This window comes from Herbaspirillum camelliae (assembly GCF_001929405.1).
Lineage (GTDB): Bacteria > Pseudomonadota > Gammaproteobacteria > Burkholderiales > Burkholderiaceae_D > Herbaspirillum > Herbaspirillum seropedicae.
Genome location: NZ_KV880769.1, coordinates 5014741 through 5037434 on the forward strand (window position 1 = coordinate 5014741; position 22694 = coordinate 5037434).

Sequence of the window (22694 nt, forward strand, 5' to 3'; positions counted from 1 at the left end):
CGCCCCCCTACCAGCTTCCATAGGCAGCCACCACCCCACGCCAGAGCGCATCACGTTCCTGCCCGAAGTGGGCGCCGCTGGCGTCACCGGCGGCATCCCTGCCCACGCCGGTATGCACCATCACCAGCTTGAGTTCAGGATCGACAAACACGGCCTGCCCATAGATGCCCAGCAAGGCAAAGCGCCGATGGCTGCCAGGCATGATCCAGACCTGATAGCCATAACCAAAATAGGTACGACCATGGCTGTCCAGCATGACGCCGGGGCGGAAAGCCGGCGGCTGCCGCGCGGGATCCGTCATCGCCAGCACATGCTCGCGCGCGATCACCTGCTGGCCGTTGGCAAAGCCGTCATTGGCCAGCAACATGCCCAGGCGGGCATAGTCGTAGACGGTGGCGTTGAAACCGCCCTGCGCCAGCGCCTGCTGGTCCACCGGATTGAGCAGCCAGGTCGCCTCGGCGGCGGCGCCCATGGGCTGCCAGATCTGCTCGCCTATCCACTGGCACATATCCTGGCCGGTAGCGGCCTGCAATACCAGGCCCAGTACCGAAGTCTGGGTGCCGGCGTAATTGAAGCGTTCGCCTTCGGGCGCAGCCCGTTCGCTGATGCTTTGCACGGCCGCCAGCGTACCTTCGCGACGCAGCTTGCGCACGAAGATGGCGCGGTCATCGTTGGGCGTGTAGTCCTCGGTGAAACGCGCACCAGAGGCCATGCGCAACAGGTTCACCAGTTGGGTTCGGCCGTACAGCGTCCCCTTGAGGGCGGGCACATAGTCTTCGGCGTGGTCGTTCAGCGAGGCAATCCTGCCCAGCTCCAGCGCCTTGAGGACGCCCAGCGCCACTACCGTCTTGGCCATGGAATTGGAGAGCATGCGCATCTGCGGCGTGCGCCCGTAGTTGAAGCGCTGCGCCACGATGCGGCCATCCTTGACCACCACCACGGCCGTGGCGCGCTGGTGCGCCATGTAATCGTCCAGCGTCCAGCTGCCATTGCGATAACGGTAATGGATCGTGGTTTCCGGATCTGCCGCCGGTAGCGGCACGGGCTGTGCTGCCGGCGCTTGTCGGCAGGACGGCGCGATACTGTCCATCGCGCTGAAGGAGCCCACCAGATAAGGCTGCTGATAGGCCTGCTGGAGATTGGCCCCCGCCGGATAGCCGGCCTCGCGTCCCAGCACTTGCTCATCCGGCGCCGCCAGCGCCGCTGCGGCAGACGTGGCCAGCCATGCGCCGGCCAGCAGCATGCGCACGGACATCACTGCGGCAGGACCGGGCTCGATGGCGTCACGTCGATTTCGCGCCGCACCAGCGGCTCGCGCTCGCTGAGGCGGAATACGCTGACCATCTGCATGAGCCTGCCGGCCTGGGTCTGCATGGATGCCGCTGCGGCGGCGGCCTCTTCGACCAGCGCTGCATTCTGCTGGGTGACCTGGTCCATCTGGGTGATGGCCAGATTGATCTGCTCGATGCCATGGGTCTGCTCGGTGCTGGCTGCGCTGATCTCGGCCACGATGTCGGTCACGCGGCGCACGCTGCTGACCACTTCCTGCATGGTGTTGCCGGCCTGCTCCACCAGCCGGCTGCCATCGTCGACCTTCCCCACCGAATCGTTGATCAGTTCCTTGATTTCCTTGGCGGCCGAGGCCGAACGCTGGGCCAGCGTGCGCACTTCGGAGGCCACCACGGCAAAGCCGCGGCCCTGCTCACCGGCGCGGGCCGCCTCGACGGCGGCGTTCAGCGCCAGGATATTGGTCTGGAAGGCGATGCCGTCAATGACGCTGATGATGTCGACGATCTTGCGCGAAGACGCATTGATCGCTCCCATGGTATCAACCACCTGGCTGACCACGCCGCCGCCCTGCTCGGCCACGGACGAGGCGGAGTTGGCCAGCTGGCTGGCCTGGCGGGCGTTGTCGGCGTTCTGACGCACGGTCGAAATCAGTTCTTCCATTGCCGAGGCGGTCTCTGCCAGCGAACTGGCCTGCTGTTCGGTGCGCGAGGACAAATCGAGGTTGCCCGCAGCGATCTCCGAGGACGCGGTGCTGATGGTATCGGTGCCGCTGCGCACATTGCTGACGATGCCGCGCAGGCTCTGGTTCATGTCCTTGAGCGATTGGAGCAGCTGGCCGGTCTCGTCGCGGCTGGTCACCGCGATCTCGCTGGAGAGGTCGCCCTCGGCCACGCGGCGCGAGATGTCCACGGCCCGGTGCAGCGGCTTGGTGATGCCCAACGTCAGGTAGCGCGCAAAGACGATGCCCAGCAGCAGGATCAGCCCTTCCAGCACCAGGATCAGGGTGCGGCTCTTGGCGGCGATGGCGTCGATCTCCCGGGCGGTGTCATCCATCTCCTTGCGCTGGAAGTCGACCAGCTTGCGCATGGTGTCCTGGTAGGCGGCGGCATTGGGAACGAAGACCTGGTCGAGGATGCGCATGGCTTCTTCGGTATTGCCCGCGGCCTTGGCCTTGTTGATCTCGTCGCGCGAGGACAGGTAGAGCTTGCGCAACTCGCCGATCTTCTGGAACAGCGCCTTTTCTTCGGGCGTGCTCAGCAAGGCCTCGACCTGCTTCTGGTACTCGCCCGAACTCTTGGACGAGGCCGCCACTTCGGCAGCGAAATACGGTCCCAGCGCCGGATCGCTGCTCTTGGCGATGGCGATGGTGCGGCGGATGCCGGCCACCAGGTTGGTGTACCAGTCGGCCATGAGGCGCTCGGTCTTGAGCGGTTCGGCCATCATCTCGCGGGTGGCTTGGGCGACATGGTCCAGCCGCCACAGGCCGATGCCGGCGATGATGATGGAAAAAGTGAGAATGAGCGCAAAGCCTAGCGTGAGGCGTCTGCCGATGTTCATGTTGCCGATGATGTTCATGTGATCCCCGTCCCGGACAGGAGCGCATGGCGCATGATGCATTGCGCTATGCAGCGTGCGCTGTCCCCTGTTGATGTTGTTTCATTGTTTTTTTACTACGCCAGGACAATCCTGACGAAGTCTGACACTATGGCACTTCACCAACGGGCAAACAACCGAACTAAGCGAAGAATAAAAGGCGATTGGCCGCTCTCTTCCGGATGTGGTCAAACCCCGGGGGGGAAATGCTCTCAGCGGGTGGCTTGGCGCTCCTGCGCTGCACGAATGTCCATCATCGCGTCAGCGAAGCGGGCATCGGCCAGCAGGCCCACATTGAAGCGCGACCAAGGCTGGGGCTGTTCGATATCGACATGGAAGATGCTGCCCGGCGCCAGCACGATCTGGCGCTGCATCAACCGCTGCGCGAGCCGCTTGGCATCCTCGAACCAGGGAAACCTGGCCCACAGATACATGGCCTGCTGGGGCGCGCAGAACAGCTCGGCGCCCAATCCTTCGAGCTGGGCGCGCCCCTGTTCGGTGGCCTGGGCCAGGCGTTCGCGCAGGCGTGCGGTATGGCGGCTGAAATGGCCGTCCGAGAGAATCACGTCCAGGGTGCGCTCGCAATACTCGGAACTGCTCATGTGGACCAGCATCTTGATGTCGGCCAGGTCACTGGCCAGGTCGCGGTGGCAGGCGATGAAGCCCACCCGCAGGGCAGCCGAGACCGACTTGGAAAAGCTGCCGACATAGACAGTGCGGCGCAACTGGTCCAGGGTGGCGATACGCGGTGCGGTGGCGGGCTTGAAGTCGGCAAAGGCATCGTTCTCGACGATGATGGCCTGATAACGGTCGGCTAGTTGCAGGATGCGGTGCGCCTTGTGGGGCGAAGTGTCGGAGGCGGTGGGATTGTGCGCCAGCGACTGAGTGAAGAACAGCGGCGGCTTGCCGGGTGTTTGCAGTTCGCGCTCCAGCGCGGCTACGTCGGGGCCATCGGGCAGACGCGGGATGCCGATGATGCGCGCGCCGGAAAGCTTGAGCTTCCCGTATAGCATGTAATAGCCCGGCTCGTCGACCAGCACCCGGTCGCCGGGCCGGATGAAATGCCGGATCACGATGTCCAGCGCCTGGTTGGCGCCATGGGTCAGCACGATCTGCCCGGTGCCGGCCTCGATGCCGTGCTGGGCCAGCTTGTGGACCAGGTGCTGGCGCAGCGGCAGGTAGCCGAACCGGCGGCCATAGCCGAACAGCGCGCCGATGCCGGTACGCACCACCTTCTGGTGGAACTTGTCCAGCCGCACATCGTGCAGCCATTCCACCGGCGGAAAACCATCGCCCAGGCGCAACTGGCCGGGGTCGTGCTTCAACTGCTCGCGCATGAGCCAGACCACGTCCATGGCGCGGCTCAGATTGCCCTCCTCGTCTTCCTTGGGACGCGGCGGCGCCACGCAGACGAAGAAGCCAGCGCCCCGGCGCGGCTCGACCAGCCCCAGGGCCGTGAGTTCGTCGAAGACATTGACGATGGTGTTCTTGGCGCAGCCATGGCGCACGGCCATCTCGCGGATCGATGGCAAGCGGCTGCCGGGGGCATAGACGCCCTCGGCGATCTGTCGGCGCATCAGTTGTACCAGCGTGCTGGTAAGCGTGGTGCTGGCCTCGGCCATGAGGGCGGTCTCCCTGGAGGATGCGGTTCTTGTTGCAATGCATACCAATTGTCCTGGGTACAGTTGCCTCACTGTTGGCCCCTACTGTACCCATGCGCCATGGTACACGCTTGCTATCCTGCCTGCGCCCTATCCAACACGACAACACTATCCGGAGAGACGAGCGCATGTCCCAAGATGTCCACGCTGGCGCCACGCCAGATTCCCGCCTGCCGGGCTTTCGTACCTACACCCCCGCCCAGCGCCTGGCCGAAGTCGGCCGCCAGGCCCAGCTCGACCAGGCCGAGCAAGCCCTGCTGGGGCAGCCCGGCGCACTACCCTTGGCCACCGCCGACGGCATGATCGAGAACGTGGTGGGGAGCTTTCAGCTGCCGCTGGGCGTGGCCGGGTATTTCCAGTTGAATGGCCGCGACGTGCTGGTCCCCATGGCGGTCGAAGAGCCCTCCGTGGTGGCTGCTGCGTCCTTCATGGCCAAGCTGGTGCGCGCCTGCGGCGGCTTCCAGACCTCCAGCAGCCTGCCGCTCATGCGCGCCCAGATCCAGCTGACCGGAATCAGCGATCCGCACGGTGCGCGCCTGGCCATCCTCAAGGAAAGGCAGGCCATCATCGACATCGCCAATAGCCGCGACCAATTGCTCCAGCAGCTGGGCGGCGGTTGTCGCGACATCGAGGTACAGGTCTTTCCCGACACCCGGCGCGGCGCCATGGTGGTGACCCACCTGATCGTGGATGTGCGCGACGCCATGGGCGCCAATACCGTCAACACCATGGCCGAGGCGGTGGCCGGCCATATCGAGCAAGTCACCGGCGGCAAGGTGCGCCTGCGCATCCTCTCCAACCTGGCCGACCTGCGGCTGGCGCGTGCCCGCGTGAAGGTCTCGGCCGACGTGCTGGGCACGCCACAGTACAGTGGCGAGGAAGTCATCAACGGCATCGTGGACGCCTATGAACTGGCCGCCGTCGATCCCTATCGCGCCGCCACCCATAACAAGGGCATCATGAACGGCATCGATCCGGTCATCGTCGCCACCGGCAATGACTGGCGCGCGGTGGCAGCCGGGGCGCATGCCTATGCCTGCCGCCACGGGCGCTATACCTCGCTGACCCACTGGGAGATCGCCGCCGACGGCGACCTGGTGGGCACGCTGGAAATTCCCATGCCGGTAGGCCTGGTGGGCGGCGCCACCAAGACCCATCCGGCTGCGCGGGTGGCGCTGAAGATCCTGGGCGTGCAGTCGGCTCAGGCGCTGGCGGAGGTGGCCGTGGCGGTGGGCCTGGCGCAGAACATGGCGGCCCTGCGCGCGCTGGCTACCGAAGGGATACAGCGCGGCCACATGGCCCTGCATGCGCGCAACATTGCGCTGGCGGCCGGCGCCGAGGCCAGCGAGATGGACTGGCTGGTGCAGCAGATGATCGCGCGCCATGACGTGCGGGTGGATTACGCCAAGGCGCTGCTGGCTGAGCGTCGGCGCGGCTGAACTGGTTCTGCAGGTAGTCGGATATTGACACTGTGCCGCCCTGAGGCGGCCGATAAAAAACGAGGAGACAAGCATATGAGCACATCGACCCCGCTGCGCCGCCTGGCGGCAGCCTGCGCCATCGCAGGCATTTTTTCGGGAGCGGCGCTGGCCCAGGTATCCAATGACGCGGTGCGCATCGGCTTCATCACCGACATGTCCGGCCCCTATGCCGACACCGACGGCCTGGGTGGCCTGGAAGCCATCCGCATGGCGGTGGCCGACTTCGGCGGCACCGTGCTGGGCAAACCCATCGAGGTGATCTCGGCCGACCACCAGAACAAGGCCGACATCGCCGCCACCCGCGCCCGCGAATGGGCTGACGAGCGCGGGCTGGACATGTTGATCGGCGGCGTCAATTCGGCCACGGCCCTGTCGATGAACAAGGTCATGGCCGAGAAGAAGCGCGTCTACATCAATATCGGCGCCGGCACCGCGCGGCTGACCAATGAAGAGTGCACGCCCTACACCGTGCATTACGAATACGACACCGTGGCCCTGGCCAAGGGAACGGCCAGTGCGGTGATCAAGCAGGGTGGCAAGTCCTGGTTCTTCCTGGTGGCCGACTACGCCTTCGGCCATTCGCTGGCCAACGATACCAGCGCCGTGGTCAAGGCCAGCGGCGGCACGGTAGTGGGATCGATCAAGCATCCGCCGCAATCCTCGGACCTCTCGTCCTTCCTGCTGCAGGCGCAGGCGTCCAAGGCGCAGATCCTGGGACTGGCCAATGCCGGGGAAGACACGGTCAATTCGATCAAGGCCGCCAAGGAATTCGGCGTGACCAAGACCATGAAGCTGGTGGGCCTGCTGATGGTGATCAACGATATCCACGCGCTGGGCCTGGCCAATGCCGAGGGCCTGATGATGACCGACAGCTGGTACTGGGACAAGGATGAGCCTTCGCGCAAGTTCGCCGAGCGTTTCTTCCAGAAAATGAAGAAGATGCCCAGCACCCACCAGGCGGCTGCCTATTCGGCCACCACCACCTATCTGAAGGCGGTGCAGGCCATCGGCACCGATGATTCCACCAAGGTGATGGCGCAGTTGAAGAAGACCCGCATCGATGACTTCTACAACAAGGGCTATATCCGCGCCGATGGCCGCAACATCCACGACATGTACCTCTACCAGGTGAAGTCGCCGGCCGAATCGAAGAAGCCCTGGGATTACCTGAAATTGCTGGAAACCATCCCAGGTGAACAAGCCTTCACCAGCGTGGCGGATTCCAAATGCAGCCTGCTCAAGCAATAAGACCTTGACAGTGGCAGCGGGAGGGCCCACCAAAGGCCCATATCGTCAGACCTGACCGTCTCTGCTCAGTTGGCTTGCATGGCTTGCCTTGTACCCGGCTTGCGCCTACTCTTGCACACCTGCCCATACCTGCTGTACCAGCTTGCTGCGCCTGAGCCTGAAGGGCGGCACAATATCGGCCAGCGTCAGCCGTCTGCCAGCAATAGCGCCCTGCCAGGCGCGTGGCTGCGAGCAAGCGGCCAGCCCAGCCATTCGCCAAGGAGCTCCTTTGAATCATCCCGTCACACCCAGCCTTTCGCCGCCCGTCCAGGGATTTACCCCCTACCAGAAAATCGTCACCGGCCTGCTGGCCTTCCTGCAATTCGCGGTCATTCTCGACTTCATGCTGATGTCGCCGCTGGGCGCGCTGATCATGCCGTCCATGCAGATCACGCCGCAGCAGTTCGGGCTGGTGGTGTCCGCCTATGCCTTCAGCGCCGGGGCGTCGGGCTTGCTGACGGCGGGCTTTGCCGACCGTTTCGATCGCAAGCGGCTGCTGCTGTTCTTTTACAGTGGCTTCGTGCTGGGTACCGTCTGGTGCGGCCTGGCGCAGAGTTTCGAGAGCCTGCTGATGGCGCGCATCGTCACCGGCCTCTTCGGCGGGGTGATCGGCTCCATCACGCTGGCCATCGCCACCGACCTGTTCGCGCCGCACCTGCGCGGCCGCGTCATGGGCGTGATCCAGACCTCGTTTGCCGCCAGCCAGGTGCTGGGCATTCCGATCGGCCTGTACCTGTCGAACCGCTGGAACTGGCACCTTCCCTTCCTGGCCATGGCCGCGCTGGGTCTGGCGGGCGGCCTGGTGGTGCTGTGGCGGATGCAGCCGGTGGATGGTCATCTCACGCTCAAGCAGGAGCACAGCGCCTGGATGCACCTGTATCACACGCTGGCCGAACCGCGCTACCTGACCGCCTTTGCCACGACGGCCCTGCTGATGACGGGCGGGTTCATGCTCATGCCCTTCAGCAGCGCCTATCTGGTGGGCAACCTGGGCATCGACATGGCGCACCTGCCGACGATCTACCTCGTCACCGGCCTGTGCACCATCGCCTTCGGCCCGCTCATTGGCCGCGCCGCCGACAAGCTTGGCAAGCTGCGCGTCTTCCTCTTCGGCGCGGTGCTCTCGATCATCATGGTGCTGATCTACACCCACCTGGGACGGGTGACCGTGCCCATGATCGTGGCGGTCAATGCGGTGCTGTTCCTGGGCATCTTCTCGCGCATGATCCCGTTCCAGGCGCTAGTGTCCTCGGTGCCGGCGGCCACCCAGCGCGGCTCCTTCAACGCCATCAGTGCGTCCATCCAGCAGCTCTCCGGCGGGGTGGCCTCGGTCATTGCCGGCCATATCGTCACGCTGGCGCCAGATGGACGACTGGGGCATTTCGATATCGTCGGCTTCGTCATCGTCGGCACGACCCTGCTGGCGTCGGTGCTGGTGTGGCGGCTGCACCGCGACCTCCAGGCGCGGGAAAGCGCTGCCGCAGCCGCCACGGCAGCCTAGCCGGTGGAGGGCTTCTTCTCGCGGCCGACATAGCTGGCCAGGCTGCGAAGGATCTCCCGCCCCTGGAGATCGACCCGGCAATAATGGTCCACCAGCTGACGCACTTCCTCATCCGTTTCCATCACGCCAGGTTCGCCCTCCTCTCCCGTGAGCAGCCAGTTCAGGTCTACCGAGAATTCACGGTGCAGCTGCAGCAACAGCTCACCGCCTGGCATGGCCTTGCCGGCTTCCAGCCAGCTGATGTGGCCAGTCGATGTATCAAGTCGCTGCCCCAGCTCACGCTGGCTCAGCCCGTTGGCCAGCCGCACCTCCTTGATGCGGCCGCCGATTTCCTCGCTGAACATGTCCTCTCCTTGAACCCGGCGGCTCTTCGGCGCCTGTTTCCCTGACGATGGCGCTGATGGCGCCATCGCATCCGTTCCCGTCATGCGCCCTGCCCCACCAGATAGGACGCCACCGCCATGATCAGCGACCTGCCGGCCTGCGATGCGCCGCCATAGTCGCTGACCAGAGACCGTACATGCAGGCCGTAGCGCGGCGGCAGGCTGGGCTCCTGCCCGGTCAGCAACCAGTTGACGTTGACATCGAACTCGTGATGCAGACTGCGCAGGAAGCGACCGCCGGGCATGCTATGGCCCAGTTCCACGCAGCTGATGTAGGCCCCCGAGGTGTTCAGCCGCGCAGCGAAGTCGCGCTGGTTCATCCCTGCCAGGAGGCGCACGTTCTTGAGGCGTTCGCCGATGGCGTCCTTGGAAATGCGCATGCCGGTCATATCGGTTTTACCGATGTGTTTTCCCATATCAGACTCCGAAAGGATAGGACGCCACGACGCCGGCCTCCGGGGAGGCGGCCAGGTGCTGGGCATCCCCGCCAGGCCCATTGGGCGCGGAGGAATCATTGTTGAAGAAATCGAAGCGCTCGCTCTGCGTGAAGATCTGCTGCAAGGTCAGCACGCCATCGCTGAACTGCAGGCGACGCTGGGGATGCACCAGCGCCTCCAGCGCCCCCTCGCGCAAGAGGATCTGGCCGCCGCTGCCGAACACCAGCAACAGGTCGATACCGAGGCTGCGCACGTCCTTGATCGATTCGATCGGGATCTTGCGCAGGGCGGTACCGGCCTGGGCGATGTCCAGCGTATAGGTCGTCTTGCCCGCCAAGGCTTCCTCGGCGGTCTGGGCTTCCTGAGACAGGATGCGTCCTCACTCCGATTTCTGGATGCGGATTTCCAGGCCTTCCACGCCGCTCTGGCTGGCCGCCTGCACCGGTTCGATGCGCTGGCGGATGCGCGAGGCCGGCACACCCAGCGCGAGCAGGTGGTTACGTACGGCCACGACCCGATAGAAGGCCATGCGGTTGGATTCGGACAGGCCTTCCACCGCCGTCGAACTGATGGTGAAGTTCTGTTCGCGATTGGCGCTCCAGTCGAAATGGCTCACGAAGGTCTCGGTCATGCGCTTGGCCTCGACGCCGCTGAGGTCCACCGTACCCGGACGGAAACGCACGATCAGCACGCTCGGGCGCAAGGCCAGCGCCTCCAGTCCGCGCGGCAGCGATCCGGCCGTGCCACTGGCGTCGACCACGCGCTCGGCGGCGCCCTCCTTGGCCAGGTCGGCATCCGGAGTGGACTTGAGGTTGTTGCCACGCTCCTTCTGGTTGGGTTTTTCGGTCTTGGACAAGCCGGAAGCCTTGAAGCGCAACTCACTCTCGCGCAGCTTTTCCTTGAGCTCGGCGACGTCGGCCTTGTAGCGGATCTCGGTCTCGTGCATGCTCTGCCGCAGGCGTTCCATCTGGGCATGCAGTTCTTCCTCGCCGGCGACCTCCGGTTTGGCCTCATTGGGGCCGGGATAGGCCTTGGGATAGGGCTTGCCCAGGGCCAGTTTTTCGGTGGCCTTGGCGTCGACGGCCTCGTCGCGCGCCCGCATCGAGAAATACATCACCGCCATGGCCAGGATGGCAATGAGCAAGAGCAGGTACATGACCATGTTGACCATGGAATCCACATAGCCAGGCCAGAAATTTTGTTCCTCGGAATCGACTGCTGCCATTTTCTTCTCCTTCATTTGTTAAAAAAATACCGGATGGGCGCCCTGCTGGCCCCCTCCTGCGAACTTCGATGCGCCGGCCAACTGGCCGGCGCTTGCTACGATGCGACACACTACTGCCGGCTAGACGCCGTCGGTCAGCGGCGTCGTCAGTTTCTGGTCTTGCGCGGTAGCGCTGGCGGTGAATTCCAGCAGGGTCTGGGTGACGCCCTTGAAGGTTGCGGTCACCTTCACCGTGGCGCCACGGACCAGTCCCTCGAAATGGAAGGTCGGCAAGACCTCGCTGATGAGCCCATCGTTGGGGCTGGCCCCGCCGTCGCTGGCGGCGTCGAGCCTGAACGCGGTCGGCTGCGGCGGCATCAGGGCATCGAGCACGATGGCGCGGACGTCACCCAGGTTCTTGGCCATGTCGCTGCGGATGGATTCGGCGCTGACGTCGATCCAGCGCGAGAGGAACTTCCAGCCGCCGGAACCGGACTTGATGGTCTCGACGCCTTCCACCGTCTCCACCAGCAGGCCGGTCTTGAGGTTGGAGGCTGCTGCGCTCTTGTCGGCCAGACGGACCACCTTGCGGTTGGAGAGGTAGCCGATCAGGATGGCGACCACGCCGAAGACGGTCGGCACCAGCGCCATCCAGGGGCTGGCGATGAGGGCGATCACCAGCACGAACAGCAGTCCCAGCGGCAGGTCTACCAGGGTGAACAGGGTCTGCGAGGTGTAGAAGGAGCGGATCTGTTCATAGCCGCGCAGCTGGCCGGCCAGGCTGCCCACGGAACCGGGCAGTTGATCGACCCGCACGGCCAGCAGGCGTTCGTAGAGCGCCTGTGACAACTTGGCGTCGAGGCCGGAGACCACCTTGTCCATGATGTGGGAGCGGGCGAACTTCATGCCCAGCTCGAACAGGATGGCCAGGCCCACGCCGATGGCCAGCACGATCAGGGTGGCCATGCCGTGGGTGGGGATGACGCGGTCGTAGACCTGCATGGAGAAGATGGACGCGCCCAGCGCGATGATGCTCATCACCACCGAGGCCACGACGATCTCGATGAGCACCGGGCGGAACTCGCCGATGGCGTCCAGGAAGACCCGCTCGAAGCCCTGCTGTTCCTTCTTGCCGCCCGGCTCGGCGAAGTCCAGGCGGAAACCGCCGCCGACGATCTCGGCATCGCCCACCACGCTTTGGCCGGCGTGGCAGAGGAAGTCCCAACGTCCGTCCGGACGCTGGTCCACCAGCAGGCCCCAGCCTTGCTCCTTGACCTGGCACAGCAACGGCAGGCTGGGTCGGTCAGGCTTGCTCAGGTGGCGCGGGCGCGAGAGGTTCAGCGCCCGGCACAGTTTGGCGATGTCGGGCGAACCGCTCTTGCCGACAGCAGCGGCGATGGCTGTGCCCAGACGCTGGGTATCGATGACGACGCCCTGACGGCGCGCGGCCATGGTCAGGGCCCAGGACAAGCTGGTGCTGATCTCGCTCATTGTCCCTCCCCCGGCATCGGGGCAGTGCCCGCGCGGCAATAGAGGTGGACCTGGTGACGGCCTGGTCCGCCGTGACGGACGGGCTGGGATGAACACCGGCAAGCTGGAGTTTTATTTCTCATGGCGATTTATGGATATCGTGAATCAAATAGGCCGGACGATCTTCCTGCTGCGGAACCTCGCCCGACCTCGTAGCACCAGGACAGGCGTCTGATCGACACGGAAAGCGAAAAACCAGAGAAACCCCACCCCTGAACGATTCGCTGGCGCTTGTCGGCTTGCGAATTTCTTCTTCCATCCCCGGTAGAGGATTGCAAATGCAGAGAAGAAATCGAGAGACAAAATTCCGGGAAAAGTCGTCATTGCCAATCGTTGGTACGGTTATGATCTTTTAAAATATTTTTTTATTTAATTGTCCTCTTGGGCATTACAACAAGGTCTTTTTTTATTAGAAAAGTTACGTCAAAAAAATCCTATAAATAACCTAATTTAATAGGTGATTTTCTCTATGAAAATCATTCCTCAAACGCATTCGTCGTAATCATTCAAAATTTTAGATAAATAATTTTCTTGATAATTTTTTTCACAAGAATTTGATTTCGCTGCTCCTACCTTAGGAACAAAAAAAGCCCCTCAATTTCTTTCGAAAAAGAGGGGCCAGGGGGAATTCGCCACCGGGTTGACAGACAGCGTAGTCGTCTTCGATGACAGCGTTCCTCGACAGCGAAATCGAGGGCGCACAATCACTTTATCCGTCTCCCATATTGATTTGAATTGTTATTTAGTGCAGACATTTTGTGACTCATGGTTAATCTACTGATGCCCAAAATAGACACGCCAGCCCACGGGCTGGCATGTCCATACGAAGCCGATGAAGGGATGGCGATGAGCATGTCATCGCCGCTGCAAGGAGGATGCAGCAATAGCTGCTCCGAAGGAGGCTAGCGCACCTCGTCGATACCGTAGGCCCACAGCCGCAGCTTGTGCCCGTTGGCGATGATCATGGACGTGACATCGGCGCGCTGCAGGTCGGCCTGCACCACTTCACGCACCGCGTTCATCACATCCAGCCAGGAGCGCCTTCCCGAGAGGTATTGACGGGTGTAGGAAGCCAGCACCTCGTCGGCAGACAACGCCACGTCTTCCAGGTTGCGGGAGCGCACCAGGGCTTGCTGATATTCGGTATAGATGCTGCTGACCTGGGAAACCAGTTCCAGCCGCGCCGCGTCCACGGCCAGCAGGGCGGACTCGTAGCGGCCGCGTGCAGCCGCCACTTCGGAGCTCAGCGAGAGGCCCGCGCCCAGTTGCATCTGCATGCCGATGAAGGCGCGGTTGTTGCTGGGCTGGTGGGGCACGCTGTAGTTGCCGCGCTGGTGCTCCAGCCGGGCGTAGACCTCGGGCCAGTAGGAGGCCTGGCGGATCTTGATGGCCGACTCCTGCACCTGGGCGTCGGCGCGCAGGCGCTTGATGAGCGGACTGCTGCTGAGGGTGCTTTCGGTCAGCGTAGGCAGATCGTCGCTCACTTCCATGCTGGCGACATCGGCGCGAATTTCCTCATCGGTCAGCGGCATGCCCACCAGTTGCTCCAGCTGCAGCCGGGCCGAGGTGCGACCGGCCTTGGCGCCCAGCAGGTCTGTCAGCGCCTGGTCGCGGCGTCCGCGCACCAGAGTCACGTCGACCCGGGCGGCGGCGCCCTCTCTCTCGCGGCGCACGCTTTGTTCGAGGAATTTTTCCAGCTCTTGCAGGTTCTTGTCGTTGGCGCTGGCCGCCAGGTCGGAGCGCACCCACATGCTGTATTGCGAGATCACCTGTTCGGCCAGGCGCACGCGTTGCTCGCGCAGGGCTTCTTCGGCCGAGAGCTGGTTGTGTTCGGCCTGTTCCAGCTGCGCCGTCAGGCGGCCGCCCGCCCACAGGGTCTGTTGCAGGCGCGCGGTCATGACGCTGGAGTCGCCGCCATAGGAAACGTCACGGGAATTCCTGCTGCTGGCGCGTTCGAGCGAGACCGACGGGTTGGGGAAGAACTGCCAGCGGGCCGAGGACACGCTCTCGCCCGCCGCTTCCACCGCACGCTGCCGGGACAGCGCAGCGGGGTTGTTGAAGGCGGCCTGCTTGACCAGCTCGCCCAGCGTGACCGCCGCCGCGTCCTCACCGGTCAGCGCCAGCGTGAGACAAAGCGCCAAGGCAGACATGAGCTTGCGCGACACGCCGCCTTGGCCGCCTGTATCGGAGGCGCTGTCGCGCCGTGCCGGTTCCTGCTGAACTGCTCTGGATTTCATTTTCGATCACTCCCTGTTGATCTTGTCCGCTTTTGCCGTGGCGCGGCGCGGCCGCCCTCCCTGCGAAGGCGGCAACATGACGACAATGGGCGGCAAGCGTGACCGTGGAGGTCACTGCGCGTGCCGGCTCATGCGCACACAGCAAAAAAGAGGAAGGGGCGGTACAAGAATTTGTGGACTTGATGATCGTTGAATCAGTCAGGCTGGCGAATTGTCTCTTGGTGCGGAAACCGCCCGGCGACATCGAAGTATTTCGAGTTATGAATAAAAAAACGCGTGGCACAGTCAGGCTGCGCACGCGTCGTTCTTTCCCCCCCAGCCAAGTCAGCCGGGTGGCGCACCATACACCGCCAGTGCGGCGCGCAGGGTGAGGATGACGTCGTCCCAGGCGCCGGGCTGCTGCTGGCGGAACAGGCGGGCCGTGGGATACCAGGGTGAGTCGGCGGCATTGAGGAACCAGCGCCAGTCGGGCGCATGAGGCAGTGCGATCCACACCGGGCGAGCCATGGCTCCGGCCAGGTGCGCGGCGGCCGTATCGACGCTGATGACGAGGTCCATGGCCGCCAGCGCGGCAGCGGTATCGGCGAAGTCATGGATCGCTGCACCCACCCAGTGCCAGCCGGGTTGTTGCTCGCACCATTGGCGGTCGGCCTGGCGCAGGTCGGGCTGGATGAGGAAGAAATCCAGCTGTGGGCGCGCCAGGGCCAGCGGCGCAAAACGCGACAGCTCGATGGAACGGCGGGCGTCATTGACATTGCCGGCATTGCCGGAACAGATCAGGCCGATGCGCAGCCGTGCGGGACTGCGCGGAGCCAGGGCGGCCAGGCGCGCCTCCCACTCGACGCGGCGGGCGGGATCAGCGAAGAGATAAGGTACGGGCGCAGGAATGTCATCGGCGCGGGTATTGCAGACCAGCGGCAGGCTCATCAGCGGCAACTGGAAGTCCACTTGCGGCAAGGGATCGCCCATGGCCACCAGTGTCAATGGGGCTGGCACTGCGAGGCTATGCATCAGCGCCAGCAGGCTGGCCGGCACTTCCAGGACGACTTGTGCGCCAGCTTGCAGGATGAGGGCGACATAGCGGCTGAACTGGATGGTATCGCCCTGCCCCTGTTCAGCCCACAGCAGGATGCGCTTGCCTGACAAGGAACTGCCGCCATTCCAGGCCGGGATCGTGGCATGCCGATAGGGATCGGCGCTGCGCCCTTCCCAGCGCCATTCATAGAGGGGCCAGGCCTGTTCCAGTCGGCCCAGCGCCAGCAGCGAAAGGGCCAGGTTGAGATGGGCGTCGGGGTCCTTGTCGTCGATGCGCAGGGCGCACCGATAGCTGTCGATGGCTTCCTCGTGCTCGCGCAGGCGCGCCAGAGTGGCACCGCGACTGACGTGGGCGTCCACCAGCTCGGGATCGAGAATGAGGGCCTGGTCGTAATAGCGCAGCGCTTCTTCGAACTGCCCTTGCGCATGTTCCACCAGGCCTGCGGCCAGCCAGTATTGCGCACGCTGGTCATTCAGGCGCAAGGCCTGGTGGATGCACTGGCGGGCGTCGTCCCATTGGCGCGCGCGTTCATGCAGCACGGCCTTGCGGTGCCAGGTGTCGGCCTGGCCGGGATCGCGTTGCAGGGCTTCTTCGAGCAGCGCCAGCGCCTGTGGGTCGTTCTTGCCCGAGGGCGACATGCCCTGCAAGGCAGCGGCGGCGGCCACGAACAGTTCGGGCAACTGCCAGCCGGATTCGATGAGCTCGCGATAGAGCAGGAAGGCGTCCTCGAAACGCCCTTCTTCGTAGAAGGCGCGCCCCAAGCGGTAGCGCAGCGCGAGCGCTTCCTCGCTGTCCTGCGGCAGCAGCCGCAAGGCCTGCTGCCAGGCCAGCGCGGCCTCGGCAAACCTGCCCTGGGCCGCGGCCACGCTGCCCAGCAGGTGCAGGGCGTCCTTGTCGCGGGGATGGGCGTCGAGCAGGGCGAAGAGCAAGGCTTCAGCCTGGGCGTAGTCTTCCTGGTCGAAATGGGACAGGACCAGTTTGAGCGTATCGGTGGGATTCATGGGGCAGGCTTGGACGCAAACGGGGCGTATTGTCTCATCCCTGCCCGCGCCTGTGCCGGGCGCCTGCGCCTAGCGCTTGAAGACCAGCACGGGATCAGCGCGATAGAGCGCCGGATACATCTTTTGCAGGTTGCCGATCTTGGGCAGGTCGTTGTAGGCGATATAGGGCTGGTTGGGATGCAGGGTGGCGTAGTCCTGGTGGTAATCCTCGGCAGCGTAGAAGCCCTGCAGCGGCGTGACCTGGGTGACGATGGGCGCACCATAGACCTTGGCCGCATTGAGCTGCGCGATATAGGCCTGGGCCGCCTCCTTCTGCTGCTCAGTGGCGGTGAAGATGGCCGAGCGGTACTGGGTGCCCTGGTCCGGTCCCTGGCGGTTGAGCTGGGTGGGATCATGCGCCACCGAGAAATAGATCTGCAGGAGCTGGCCGAAGGAAATCTTGCGCGGATCATAGGTCACCTGCACCGCTTCGGCATGGCCAGTACTGCCCGAGCTGACCATGGCGTAGGTGGCGGTATCAGCCTTCCCGCCGGCATAGCCGGAGACAGCCTTGAGCACGCCCTGGGTATGCTGGAACACGCCCTGCACACCCCAGAAGCAACCACCGGCCAACACCAGCGTTTCCGTCGGCGCGCTGGCGGCCAGCAACGCCTTGCCTACCGGCGCAGGGACGGCCACGGCGCGTTCGGCGGCATGGGCGGCGGCAAAGGAAGACAGGGCCAGGCAAAGCGCCAGGACGGCAGGTTTGAAGCGGGACATGGAAGGCTCCGGAATGGTCAGGATGGAAGGATGGATCGACTCAGGACGGCCGCGCCGCCCTGCCCTTGCGCCACACCAGGCGCAATACCAGCATGAGGCCCACCAGCACGGCAAAGAGCAGCGGCTGGGCGATCAGGTTCTTGCCCGCCTTGTCCCACCAGTAGTGCAGCACGCCCAGCGGCACGATCAGGTAGACCAGGCGATGCAGGGCTTGCCAGCGCTTGCCACCGAGGCGACGCACCATGCCGTTGGTGCTGGTGAGCGCCAGCGGAATGGACAGCAACAAGGCGATCACGCCGACGGTGATGAAGGGGCGCTTGAGGATGTCCTTCCAGATCTTGCCCAGGTCGAAGAAGTGGTCGAACCAGACAAAGGTGGTGAAGTGCAGGCACAGGTAGAAGAAGGCCATGAGGCCCAGCATGCGGCGCATGCGCACCAGCCAGTTCAGGCCGGTGAGCTTACGCAGCGGTGTGACGGCCAGGGTGAGGCTGAACAGGTAGAGCGTCCAGTCACCGGTGCTATGGGTGATGAATTCCAGCGGATTGGCGCCCAGCCCGCCGGTGAAGCCCAGTACCACCAGCCGCAGCAAGGGCAGGCAGGCCAGCGCCAGGAACAGCCACCACACCACCGTGACGGTGCGTGGCTTGAGGTTGCGAAGGGCGGCGGGAGCGAGCTGCATGGGCGGTCCGGGTCAGAAGAACTTGCGCAGGTCCATGCCGGTGTACAACCCTGCGACCTCGTTATAGCCATTGAACATCAGGGTCTTGCGCTTGGGCGCGAAGAAGCCGTCCTCGCCGATGCGGCGCTCGGTCGCCTGTGACCAGCGCGGATGATCGACGCCGGGATTGACGTTGGAATAGAAACCGTACTCCTGCGGCGCGTACAGATTCCAGGCGGTCTTGGGCTCGTCCTTGACGAAGCGGATCTTGACGATGGACTTGGCCGACTTGAAGCCATACTTCCACGGCACGATGATGCGCACCGGCGCGCCGTTCTGGTTGAGCAGCACTTCGCCGTACATGCCCAGGGTCAGCAAGGTGAGCGGATGATTGGCCTCGTCCATGCGCAGGCCTTCGCGGTAGGGCCAGTTCAGGATGGGGTCGGACAGGCCCGGCATCTGCTTCTTGTCGGCCAGGGTGACGAATTCCACGTACTTGGCGTTGCCGGTGGGCTCGGCCTTCTTGATCAGGGCCGACAGCGAATAGCCGATCCAGGGAATCACCATCGACCAGCCTTCCACGCAGCGCAGCCGGTAGATGCGTTCTTCCAGCGGGGCCAGCTTGGTCAGGGCGTCGAGGTCCAGGGTGAAGGGCTTCTTGACTTCGCCTTCGATGTCGATGGTCCAGGGGCTGGTCTTGAGGCTGCCGGCGTTCTTGGCCGGATCGGCCTTGTCGGTGCCGAATTCATAGAAGTTGTTGTAGCTGGTGGCGTCCTTGTAGGCGGTCTGCTTGTCCATGACCGCGTAGGCGTTATTGAGCTTGGCCGGCAGCTTGCGGCCCTGCTGCGCAAACGCCTGGGGCAGCGCGCCCATGCCGCCGGCCAGCGCCGCACCCGCCGCCACCTGCGCCATGAAGCTGCGGCGGGACAGGTAGACATCCTTGGGGGTGATCTCGGATGCGGTCGGAATCTCGATCTGGTCGGGACGAATCTTGATCAGCATGGTGCGCTCCGGAAAATGAAAGTGGGTGGCCAAGGCAAGACCTTGGCGAGTGAACAGCATGGTAAAAGCCGGGCGGTGACGTCCGGGTGGCAATTTGATGACAATTTTGTCATGAAGAAAAGTCCTGCGATTGCTAGAATCAAGCGCATTTTCCTGCATCCGCGCCGCTTTTGCAGCGCGCCTTTTCCCGATACAGCATGGCCATCCTGGTAATCGAAGACGACCCCAAGACCGGGGACTACCTGCGCAAAGGCTTGCGCGAATCCGGCTATGCCGTGGACCTGGCCCGCAATGGCGCCGATGGCCTGCACATGGCGCTGGAACAGGACTATGACCTGGTGGTGCTGGACGTGATGCTGCCCGGGCTGGATGGCTGGCAAGTCATGAGCGCACTGCGCAGCAAGCGCGACCTGCCGGTGTTGTTTTTGACTGCCCGAGACCATGTGGACGACCGCATCCGTGGGCTGCAGCTGGGTGCGGACGATTACCTGGTCAAGCCCTTTTCCTTCACCGAGCTGGTGCTGCGCATCCGCACCCTGCTGCGCCGGGGCGTCACGCGCGAGGCCGAGGTCTACGAGATCGCCGACCTGCAGCTGGACCATGTGCGCCACAAGGTCACCCGCCAGGGCGTCAACATCGCCCTGACCAACAAGGAATTCATGCTGCTGCACCTGCTCATCAAGCGCCAGGGCGAAGCGCTGTCGCGCAGCGTGATCGCCTCGCAGATCTGGGACATGAACTTCGACAGCGACACCAACGTCGTCGATGTGGCCATCAAGCGCCTGCGCGCCAAGATCGATGCGCCGTTCGACAAGAAACTGATCCACACCGTGCGCAGCGTGGGCTACATGTTCTCGGAAGACCCATGAACCACCCTGCCCCGGCCGTTGGCGGCTGGACCCTGACCACCCGCGTCACCGCCCTGTTCGCCCTCATGACCAGCCTGGTGGTGACCGGACTGGGCTTCTATCTGGATCGCTCCGCCGGCCAGGCCCTGTCGCAGCGCGCCGACCAGGCGTTGATCGGGCGCGTGGAGCACTTCCGCAACCTGATGCACGACCTCTACAACGTCGAGCAGATGGAGCAGCGCCCGGCGCTGTTCGAAAGCATGATGGGCAATGAGCAGGACGTGCGCATCTTCCGCCGCCAGGGCGAAGCCCCGTTCATCCAGAGCAACCCCGACCACCTGGTACCGCCGGCCATGACGCCGCTACCGGTGGGCAGTCCGGTCAGTTCGGCCAGCCTGCGGACCAGCCAGCGCGCCGATGGCGTACGGGTGCGCTGGGTCTCGGCGCTGGCCGATGTCGGCAAGGGCGGTGACACGGTCGAGATCATCGCCGCCTACGTCATGGTCCAGGAAGCGCGCATGATGCGCAGCTACCGCTGGCGTATCGCCGGGGCAGCGGCAGCAGCGGTCGTGCTGACGGCGCTGCTGGGATTCCTGCTGCTGCGACGTGGCCTGCAACCGCTGGAGGCGATGAGCCTGCGCGCCGCCCAGATCACGCCGGATCATCTTTCGGCGCGGCTGGACCAGGAGGGCATGCCGGCCGAACTGCGGCGCGTGGCGCTGTCCTTCAATGCCATGCTGGACCGGCTGGAGGCTGGCTATGAGCATCTGGCGCAGTTTTCCGGCGACCTGGCCCACGAGATCCGCACCCCCATCAATGTGCTGATGGGACAGAGCCAGGTCGCCCTGGGGCAGCGCCGCAGTCCGGAAGAATATGAACAGGTGCTGGAATCGAATGTGGAAGAACTGCAGCGGCTCTCGCGCATCGTGGAGAACATCCTCTTCCTGGCCCAGGCCGATCATGCCGCCCTGGCGGTGGAGCGCAGCGCCCTGGACCTGCAGGAAGAACTGGGCCGCATCACCGACTATTTCGAAGGCATCGCCGACGAGCGCGGCATGCGTTTCGAAGTACAGGCGGCCGGCCAATGCCAGGCCAACCTGATCATGTGGCGGCGGGCGGTCAGCAATCTGGTCATCAATGCGGTGCGCTATGGACAGGCTGGGAGCACGATCCGCATCCTGGTCGAGAGCGACGGCCAAGGCAGCCGCATCATGGTCGAGAACCGCAGCGAGGATGTCACGGCCCAGGCCATGGCGCGCATGTTCGACCGCTTCTATCGCGGTGACCGCTCGCGCAGCGCCTTCACCGAATCCAACGGGCTGGGCCTGGCCATCGTCAAGGCCATCATGGCCCTGCATGGCGGCACGGCCACGGCGGAATGTCCTGCTCCGGGCTGGATACGCTTCAGCTTGCGCTTCCCGTCGGCGGCTGCGGCGGCAGCGGCAGTCCCGACCTGAGCGCTTCCTGCGCCGCCAGCTCGGCCTGGCGCGCTTCCGCCGCCCGCCGTGCCTTCTGCGCGGCCGAAGCGCGGGTAAAGATGATCTTCAAGGCCGCCATCACCGGCACCGACAGGAAGATGCCGGCCACCCCGCCCAACTGATCACCGGCCAGCAAGCCCAGGATCACCATCAAGGGACTGACCTCGACACCTTCGCTCATCAGGTAGGGATTGAGCACATAGTCCTGGAAGACGCGATAGGCCACGATGAAACCCACCAGCCACAGCAAGTGGTCGTAGCCGCTGAAACCGGCCACCACCAGCGCAGCAGCGCTGGCGGCCAAGGGCCCGGCGAAGGGGATGAATTCCAGCACCGCCGCCAGCCCGGCCAGCAGCATGGCATAGGGCACACCCATGAGGGAAAAGGCGATGCTGTAGGCGATGAAGGTGGCCACGGACAGGAACAGCAAGGCGCGGACATAGCGGGACAGCAGCACATCCAGGTCGGTGACGATGCCATCCCAGAGCTTGCGGTTGGCGCGGTTCATCCAGGACAGCATTTCCTCGCGCATGGCCGGCGCTTCCTTGATGAGCAGGAAACTGATCACCGGCACCAGCACCAGATAGATGAGATTGCTGGCCGCATGCATGACGCCCACGCCGAACTGCTTGGCCAGCGGCATGGCCTGGTCGGTGCCGGCGGCGAGCTGGTCGCGCACGAAGCCGAGGATGCGCGCCCGCAAGGGTTCGGCAAAGCCCGGTAAGGGCAGCCGGGACACCGCATCATTGGAGCGCAGCAGCGCCGGCAATTGCTCGGACAGGCGCAGCGCTTCTTCCTGGATGCGCGCACCGAAGATGGTGGCCACGGTAGCCACGATGGCGATGGCCAGCACGAACACCAGCGCGATGGACACGGTACGCGGCACCCGTGGCGGTCGTACGCGCTCGATCAGTTCCACCAGGGGGTAGACCAGATAGCTGAAGAAGACGGCGAACACCAGCACCAGCACGGTGGCCGAAATGGTGTAGGTGACGTAGAGCAGCAGCGCCACCAGGAAGACGGTCCAGACGATCCTGGCCACGCGCAGATCGAAACCCAGCATAAAAGATTTCCTTGCAGATTGAGAGGGCTGCTGGCCGCACCCTGCGCTTGCTCCCCAAGAGCGACGGCCTGCCTGCGCCACACCGACGACAGCGGGCTACGGCTGAGCTGATAGTTGCACCTTAATTGATCCGCATCATGTTTCGTATCAGCCAAGCTCTTCTGGATGTGTAGGAAAGCGTGAAAATGTCTTCATGCAGCGCAACACAGGGCTGCATCTTGTGGAACCGGGAAGTCCACCAGATG

General features: G+C 64.1%; 19 protein-coding genes. 5 read left to right on the plus strand and 14 right to left on the minus strand.

Going from position 1 to position 22694, the window contains the following annotated elements:
- Nucleotides 1-7: 7 nt before the first annotated feature.
- The 3 genes from BGK68_RS22375 to BGK68_RS22385 all read right to left on the minus strand — a co-directional run bounded on the left by BGK68_RS22375 (nt 8) and on the right by BGK68_RS22385 (nt 4505).
- A complete protein-coding gene (locus BGK68_RS22375; RefSeq protein WP_075258877.1) occupies nt 8-1255 on the minus strand; it encodes a serine hydrolase domain-containing protein in 1248 nt (415 codons plus the stop codon).
- Nucleotides 1255-2865: a methyl-accepting chemotaxis protein gene (locus tag BGK68_RS22380; protein WP_075258878.1), complete on the minus strand. Its 1611-nt coding sequence runs from the start codon at nt 2863-2865 to the stop codon at nt 1255-1257. The genes BGK68_RS22375 and BGK68_RS22380 overlap by 1 nt, the downstream gene beginning before the upstream one ends.
- 230 nt (nt 2866-3095) lie before the next feature.
- Nucleotides 3096-4505: an aminotransferase-like domain-containing protein gene (locus tag BGK68_RS22385; protein WP_075258879.1), complete on the minus strand. Its 1410-nt coding sequence runs from the start codon at nt 4503-4505 to the stop codon at nt 3096-3098.
- A gap of 92 nt (nt 4506-4597) precedes the next feature.
- On the opposite strand from BGK68_RS22385, the gene BGK68_RS22390 reads away from it, so the two are divergent.
- From BGK68_RS22390 to BGK68_RS22400, 3 genes are all read left to right on the plus strand, one after another.
- The gene (locus BGK68_RS22390) at nt 4598-5983 is read left to right on the plus strand and encodes a hydroxymethylglutaryl-CoA reductase, degradative (protein ID WP_267889723.1); all 1386 of its coding nucleotides are present in this window, start codon (nt 4598-4600) and stop codon (nt 5981-5983) included.
- Between the two features lie 75 nt (nt 5984-6058).
- Nucleotides 6059-7273, plus strand: coding sequence for an ABC transporter substrate-binding protein (locus BGK68_RS22395; protein ID WP_075258881.1), 1215 nt, complete (start codon nt 6059-6061; stop codon nt 7271-7273).
- A 268-nt stretch (nt 7274-7541) separates the two neighbouring features.
- Nucleotides 7542-8813: an MFS transporter gene (locus BGK68_RS22400; protein ID WP_075258882.1), complete on the plus strand. Its 1272-nt coding sequence runs from the start codon at nt 7542-7544 to the stop codon at nt 8811-8813.
- On the opposite strand, the gene BGK68_RS22405 is transcribed toward BGK68_RS22400, so the two are convergent.
- The 10 genes from BGK68_RS22405 to msrP all read right to left on the minus strand — a co-directional run bounded on the left by BGK68_RS22405 (nt 8810) and on the right by msrP (nt 19060).
- A complete protein-coding gene (locus BGK68_RS22405) occupies nt 8810-9157 on the minus strand; it encodes a helix-turn-helix domain-containing protein (RefSeq protein ID WP_013234993.1) in 348 nt (115 codons plus the stop codon). The two genes, BGK68_RS22400 and BGK68_RS22405, sit on opposite strands and share 4 nt — an antisense overlap.
- A gap of 80 nt (nt 9158-9237) precedes the next feature.
- Nucleotides 9238-9612 carry a helix-turn-helix domain-containing protein gene (locus tag BGK68_RS22410; protein ID WP_075258883.1) on the minus strand — a complete coding sequence of 125 codons (375 nt, stop codon included), beginning with the start codon at nt 9610-9612 and terminating at the stop codon, nt 9238-9240.
- 1 nt (nt 9613) lies between these two features.
- Nucleotides 9614-9970 carry a hypothetical protein gene (locus BGK68_RS22415; protein WP_233149384.1) on the minus strand — a complete coding sequence of 119 codons (357 nt, stop codon included), beginning with the start codon at nt 9968-9970 and terminating at the stop codon, nt 9614-9616.
- 42 nt (nt 9971-10012) lie between these two features.
- Complete coding sequence (locus BGK68_RS22420; RefSeq protein WP_075258885.1) at nt 10013-10858, minus strand: vesicle formation protein; 846 nt, start codon at nt 10856-10858, stop codon at nt 10013-10015.
- 120 nt (nt 10859-10978) lie between these two features.
- Nucleotides 10979-12328: an ABC transporter transmembrane domain-containing protein gene (locus BGK68_RS22425; RefSeq protein ID WP_233149385.1), complete on the minus strand. Its 1350-nt coding sequence runs from the start codon at nt 12326-12328 to the stop codon at nt 10979-10981.
- 941 nt (nt 12329-13269) lie between these two features.
- Entirely contained in the window at nt 13270-14604 is a 1335-nt protein-coding gene (locus BGK68_RS22430) for a TolC family protein (RefSeq protein ID WP_198937242.1), read from the minus strand.
- Nucleotides 14605-14928: 324 nt separating this feature from the next.
- The gene (locus tag BGK68_RS22435) at nt 14929-16641 is read right to left on the minus strand and encodes a tetratricopeptide repeat protein (RefSeq protein ID WP_075258886.1); all 1713 of its coding nucleotides are present in this window, start codon (nt 16639-16641) and stop codon (nt 14929-14931) included.
- 69 nt (nt 16642-16710) lie between these two features.
- Nucleotides 16711-17400, minus strand: a complete 690-nt coding sequence (msrA, locus tag BGK68_RS22440; RefSeq protein ID WP_075258887.1) for a peptide-methionine (S)-S-oxide reductase MsrA — start codon at nt 17398-17400, stop codon at nt 16711-16713.
- A 40-nt stretch (nt 17401-17440) separates the two neighbouring features.
- Nucleotides 17441-18079, minus strand: a complete 639-nt coding sequence (locus BGK68_RS22445) for a protein-methionine-sulfoxide reductase heme-binding subunit MsrQ (protein WP_075258888.1) — start codon at nt 18077-18079, stop codon at nt 17441-17443.
- Between the two features lie 12 nt (nt 18080-18091).
- On the minus strand, nt 18092-19060 hold the full coding sequence (gene msrP, locus BGK68_RS22450; RefSeq protein WP_075259954.1) for a protein-methionine-sulfoxide reductase catalytic subunit MsrP: 969 nt from the start codon (nt 19058-19060) through the stop codon (nt 18092-18094).
- A 197-nt stretch (nt 19061-19257) separates the two neighbouring features.
- Here msrP and BGK68_RS22455 point away from each other — a divergent pair, with 197 nt between their 5' ends.
- Both BGK68_RS22455 and BGK68_RS22460 read left to right on the plus strand, forming a co-directional pair.
- Nucleotides 19258-19929, plus strand: coding sequence for a heavy metal response regulator transcription factor (locus tag BGK68_RS22455; RefSeq protein WP_075258889.1), 672 nt, complete (start codon nt 19258-19260; stop codon nt 19927-19929).
- Nucleotides 19926-21365, plus strand: coding sequence for a heavy metal sensor histidine kinase (locus tag BGK68_RS22460; protein WP_075258890.1), 1440 nt, complete (start codon nt 19926-19928; stop codon nt 21363-21365). Before BGK68_RS22455 ends, BGK68_RS22460 begins: the two co-directional genes overlap by 4 nt.
- On the opposite strand, the gene BGK68_RS22465 is transcribed toward BGK68_RS22460, so the two are convergent.
- On the minus strand, nt 21313-22449 hold the full coding sequence (locus BGK68_RS22465) for an AI-2E family transporter (protein WP_075258891.1): 1137 nt from the start codon (nt 22447-22449) through the stop codon (nt 21313-21315). The genes BGK68_RS22460 and BGK68_RS22465 overlap by 53 nt on opposite strands.
- Between the last annotated feature and the right edge of the window lie 245 nt (nt 22450-22694).

Bases quoted from the DNA above. Each gene is read 5' to 3' on its own strand.
- BGK68_RS22375 (WP_075258877.1), bottom strand. From the start codon at position 1,255: ATGTCCGTGCGCATGCTGCTGGCCGGCGCATGGCTGGCCACGTCTGCC.
- BGK68_RS22465 (WP_075258891.1), bottom strand. From the start codon at position 22,449: ATGCTGGGTTTCGATCTGCGCGTGGCCAGGATCGTCTGGACCGTCTTC.
- BGK68_RS22395 (WP_075258881.1), top strand. From the start codon at position 6,059: ATGAGCACATCGACCCCGCTGCGCCGCCTGGCGGCAGCCTGCGCCATC.
- BGK68_RS22390 (WP_267889723.1), top strand. From the start codon at position 4,598: ATGCGCCATGGTACACGCTTGCTATCCTGCCTGCGCCCTATCCAACAC.
- BGK68_RS22455 (WP_075258889.1), top strand. From the start codon at position 19,258: ATGGCCATCCTGGTAATCGAAGACGACCCCAAGACCGGGGACTACCTG.
- msrA (WP_075258887.1), bottom strand. From the start codon at position 17,400: ATGTCCCGCTTCAAACCTGCCGTCCTGGCGCTTTGCCTGGCCCTGTCT.
- msrP (WP_075259954.1), bottom strand. From the start codon at position 19,060: ATGCTGATCAAGATTCGTCCCGACCAGATCGAGATTCCGACCGCATCC.
- BGK68_RS22385 (WP_075258879.1), bottom strand. From the start codon at position 4,505: ATGGCCGAGGCCAGCACCACGCTTACCAGCACGCTGGTACAACTGATG.
- BGK68_RS22425 (WP_233149385.1), bottom strand. From the start codon at position 12,328: ATGAGCGAGATCAGCACCAGCTTGTCCTGGGCCCTGACCATGGCCGCG.
- BGK68_RS22460 (WP_075258890.1), top strand. From the start codon at position 19,926: ATGAACCACCCTGCCCCGGCCGTTGGCGGCTGGACCCTGACCACCCGC.
- BGK68_RS22380 (WP_075258878.1), bottom strand. From the start codon at position 2,865: ATGAACATCATCGGCAACATGAACATCGGCAGACGCCTCACGCTAGGC.
- BGK68_RS22435 (WP_075258886.1), bottom strand. From the start codon at position 16,641: ATGAATCCCACCGATACGCTCAAACTGGTCCTGTCCCATTTCGACCAG.
- BGK68_RS22420 (WP_075258885.1), bottom strand. From the start codon at position 10,858: ATGGCAGCAGTCGATTCCGAGGAACAAAATTTCTGGCCTGGCTATGTG.
- BGK68_RS22430 (WP_198937242.1), bottom strand. From the start codon at position 14,604: ATGAAATCCAGAGCAGTTCAGCAGGAACCGGCACGGCGCGACAGCGCC.
- BGK68_RS22405 (WP_013234993.1), bottom strand. From the start codon at position 9,157: ATGTTCAGCGAGGAAATCGGCGGCCGCATCAAGGAGGTGCGGCTGGCC.
- BGK68_RS22410 (WP_075258883.1), bottom strand. From the start codon at position 9,612: ATGGGAAAACACATCGGTAAAACCGATATGACCGGCATGCGCATTTCC.
- BGK68_RS22445 (WP_075258888.1), bottom strand. From the start codon at position 18,079: ATGCAGCTCGCTCCCGCCGCCCTTCGCAACCTCAAGCCACGCACCGTC.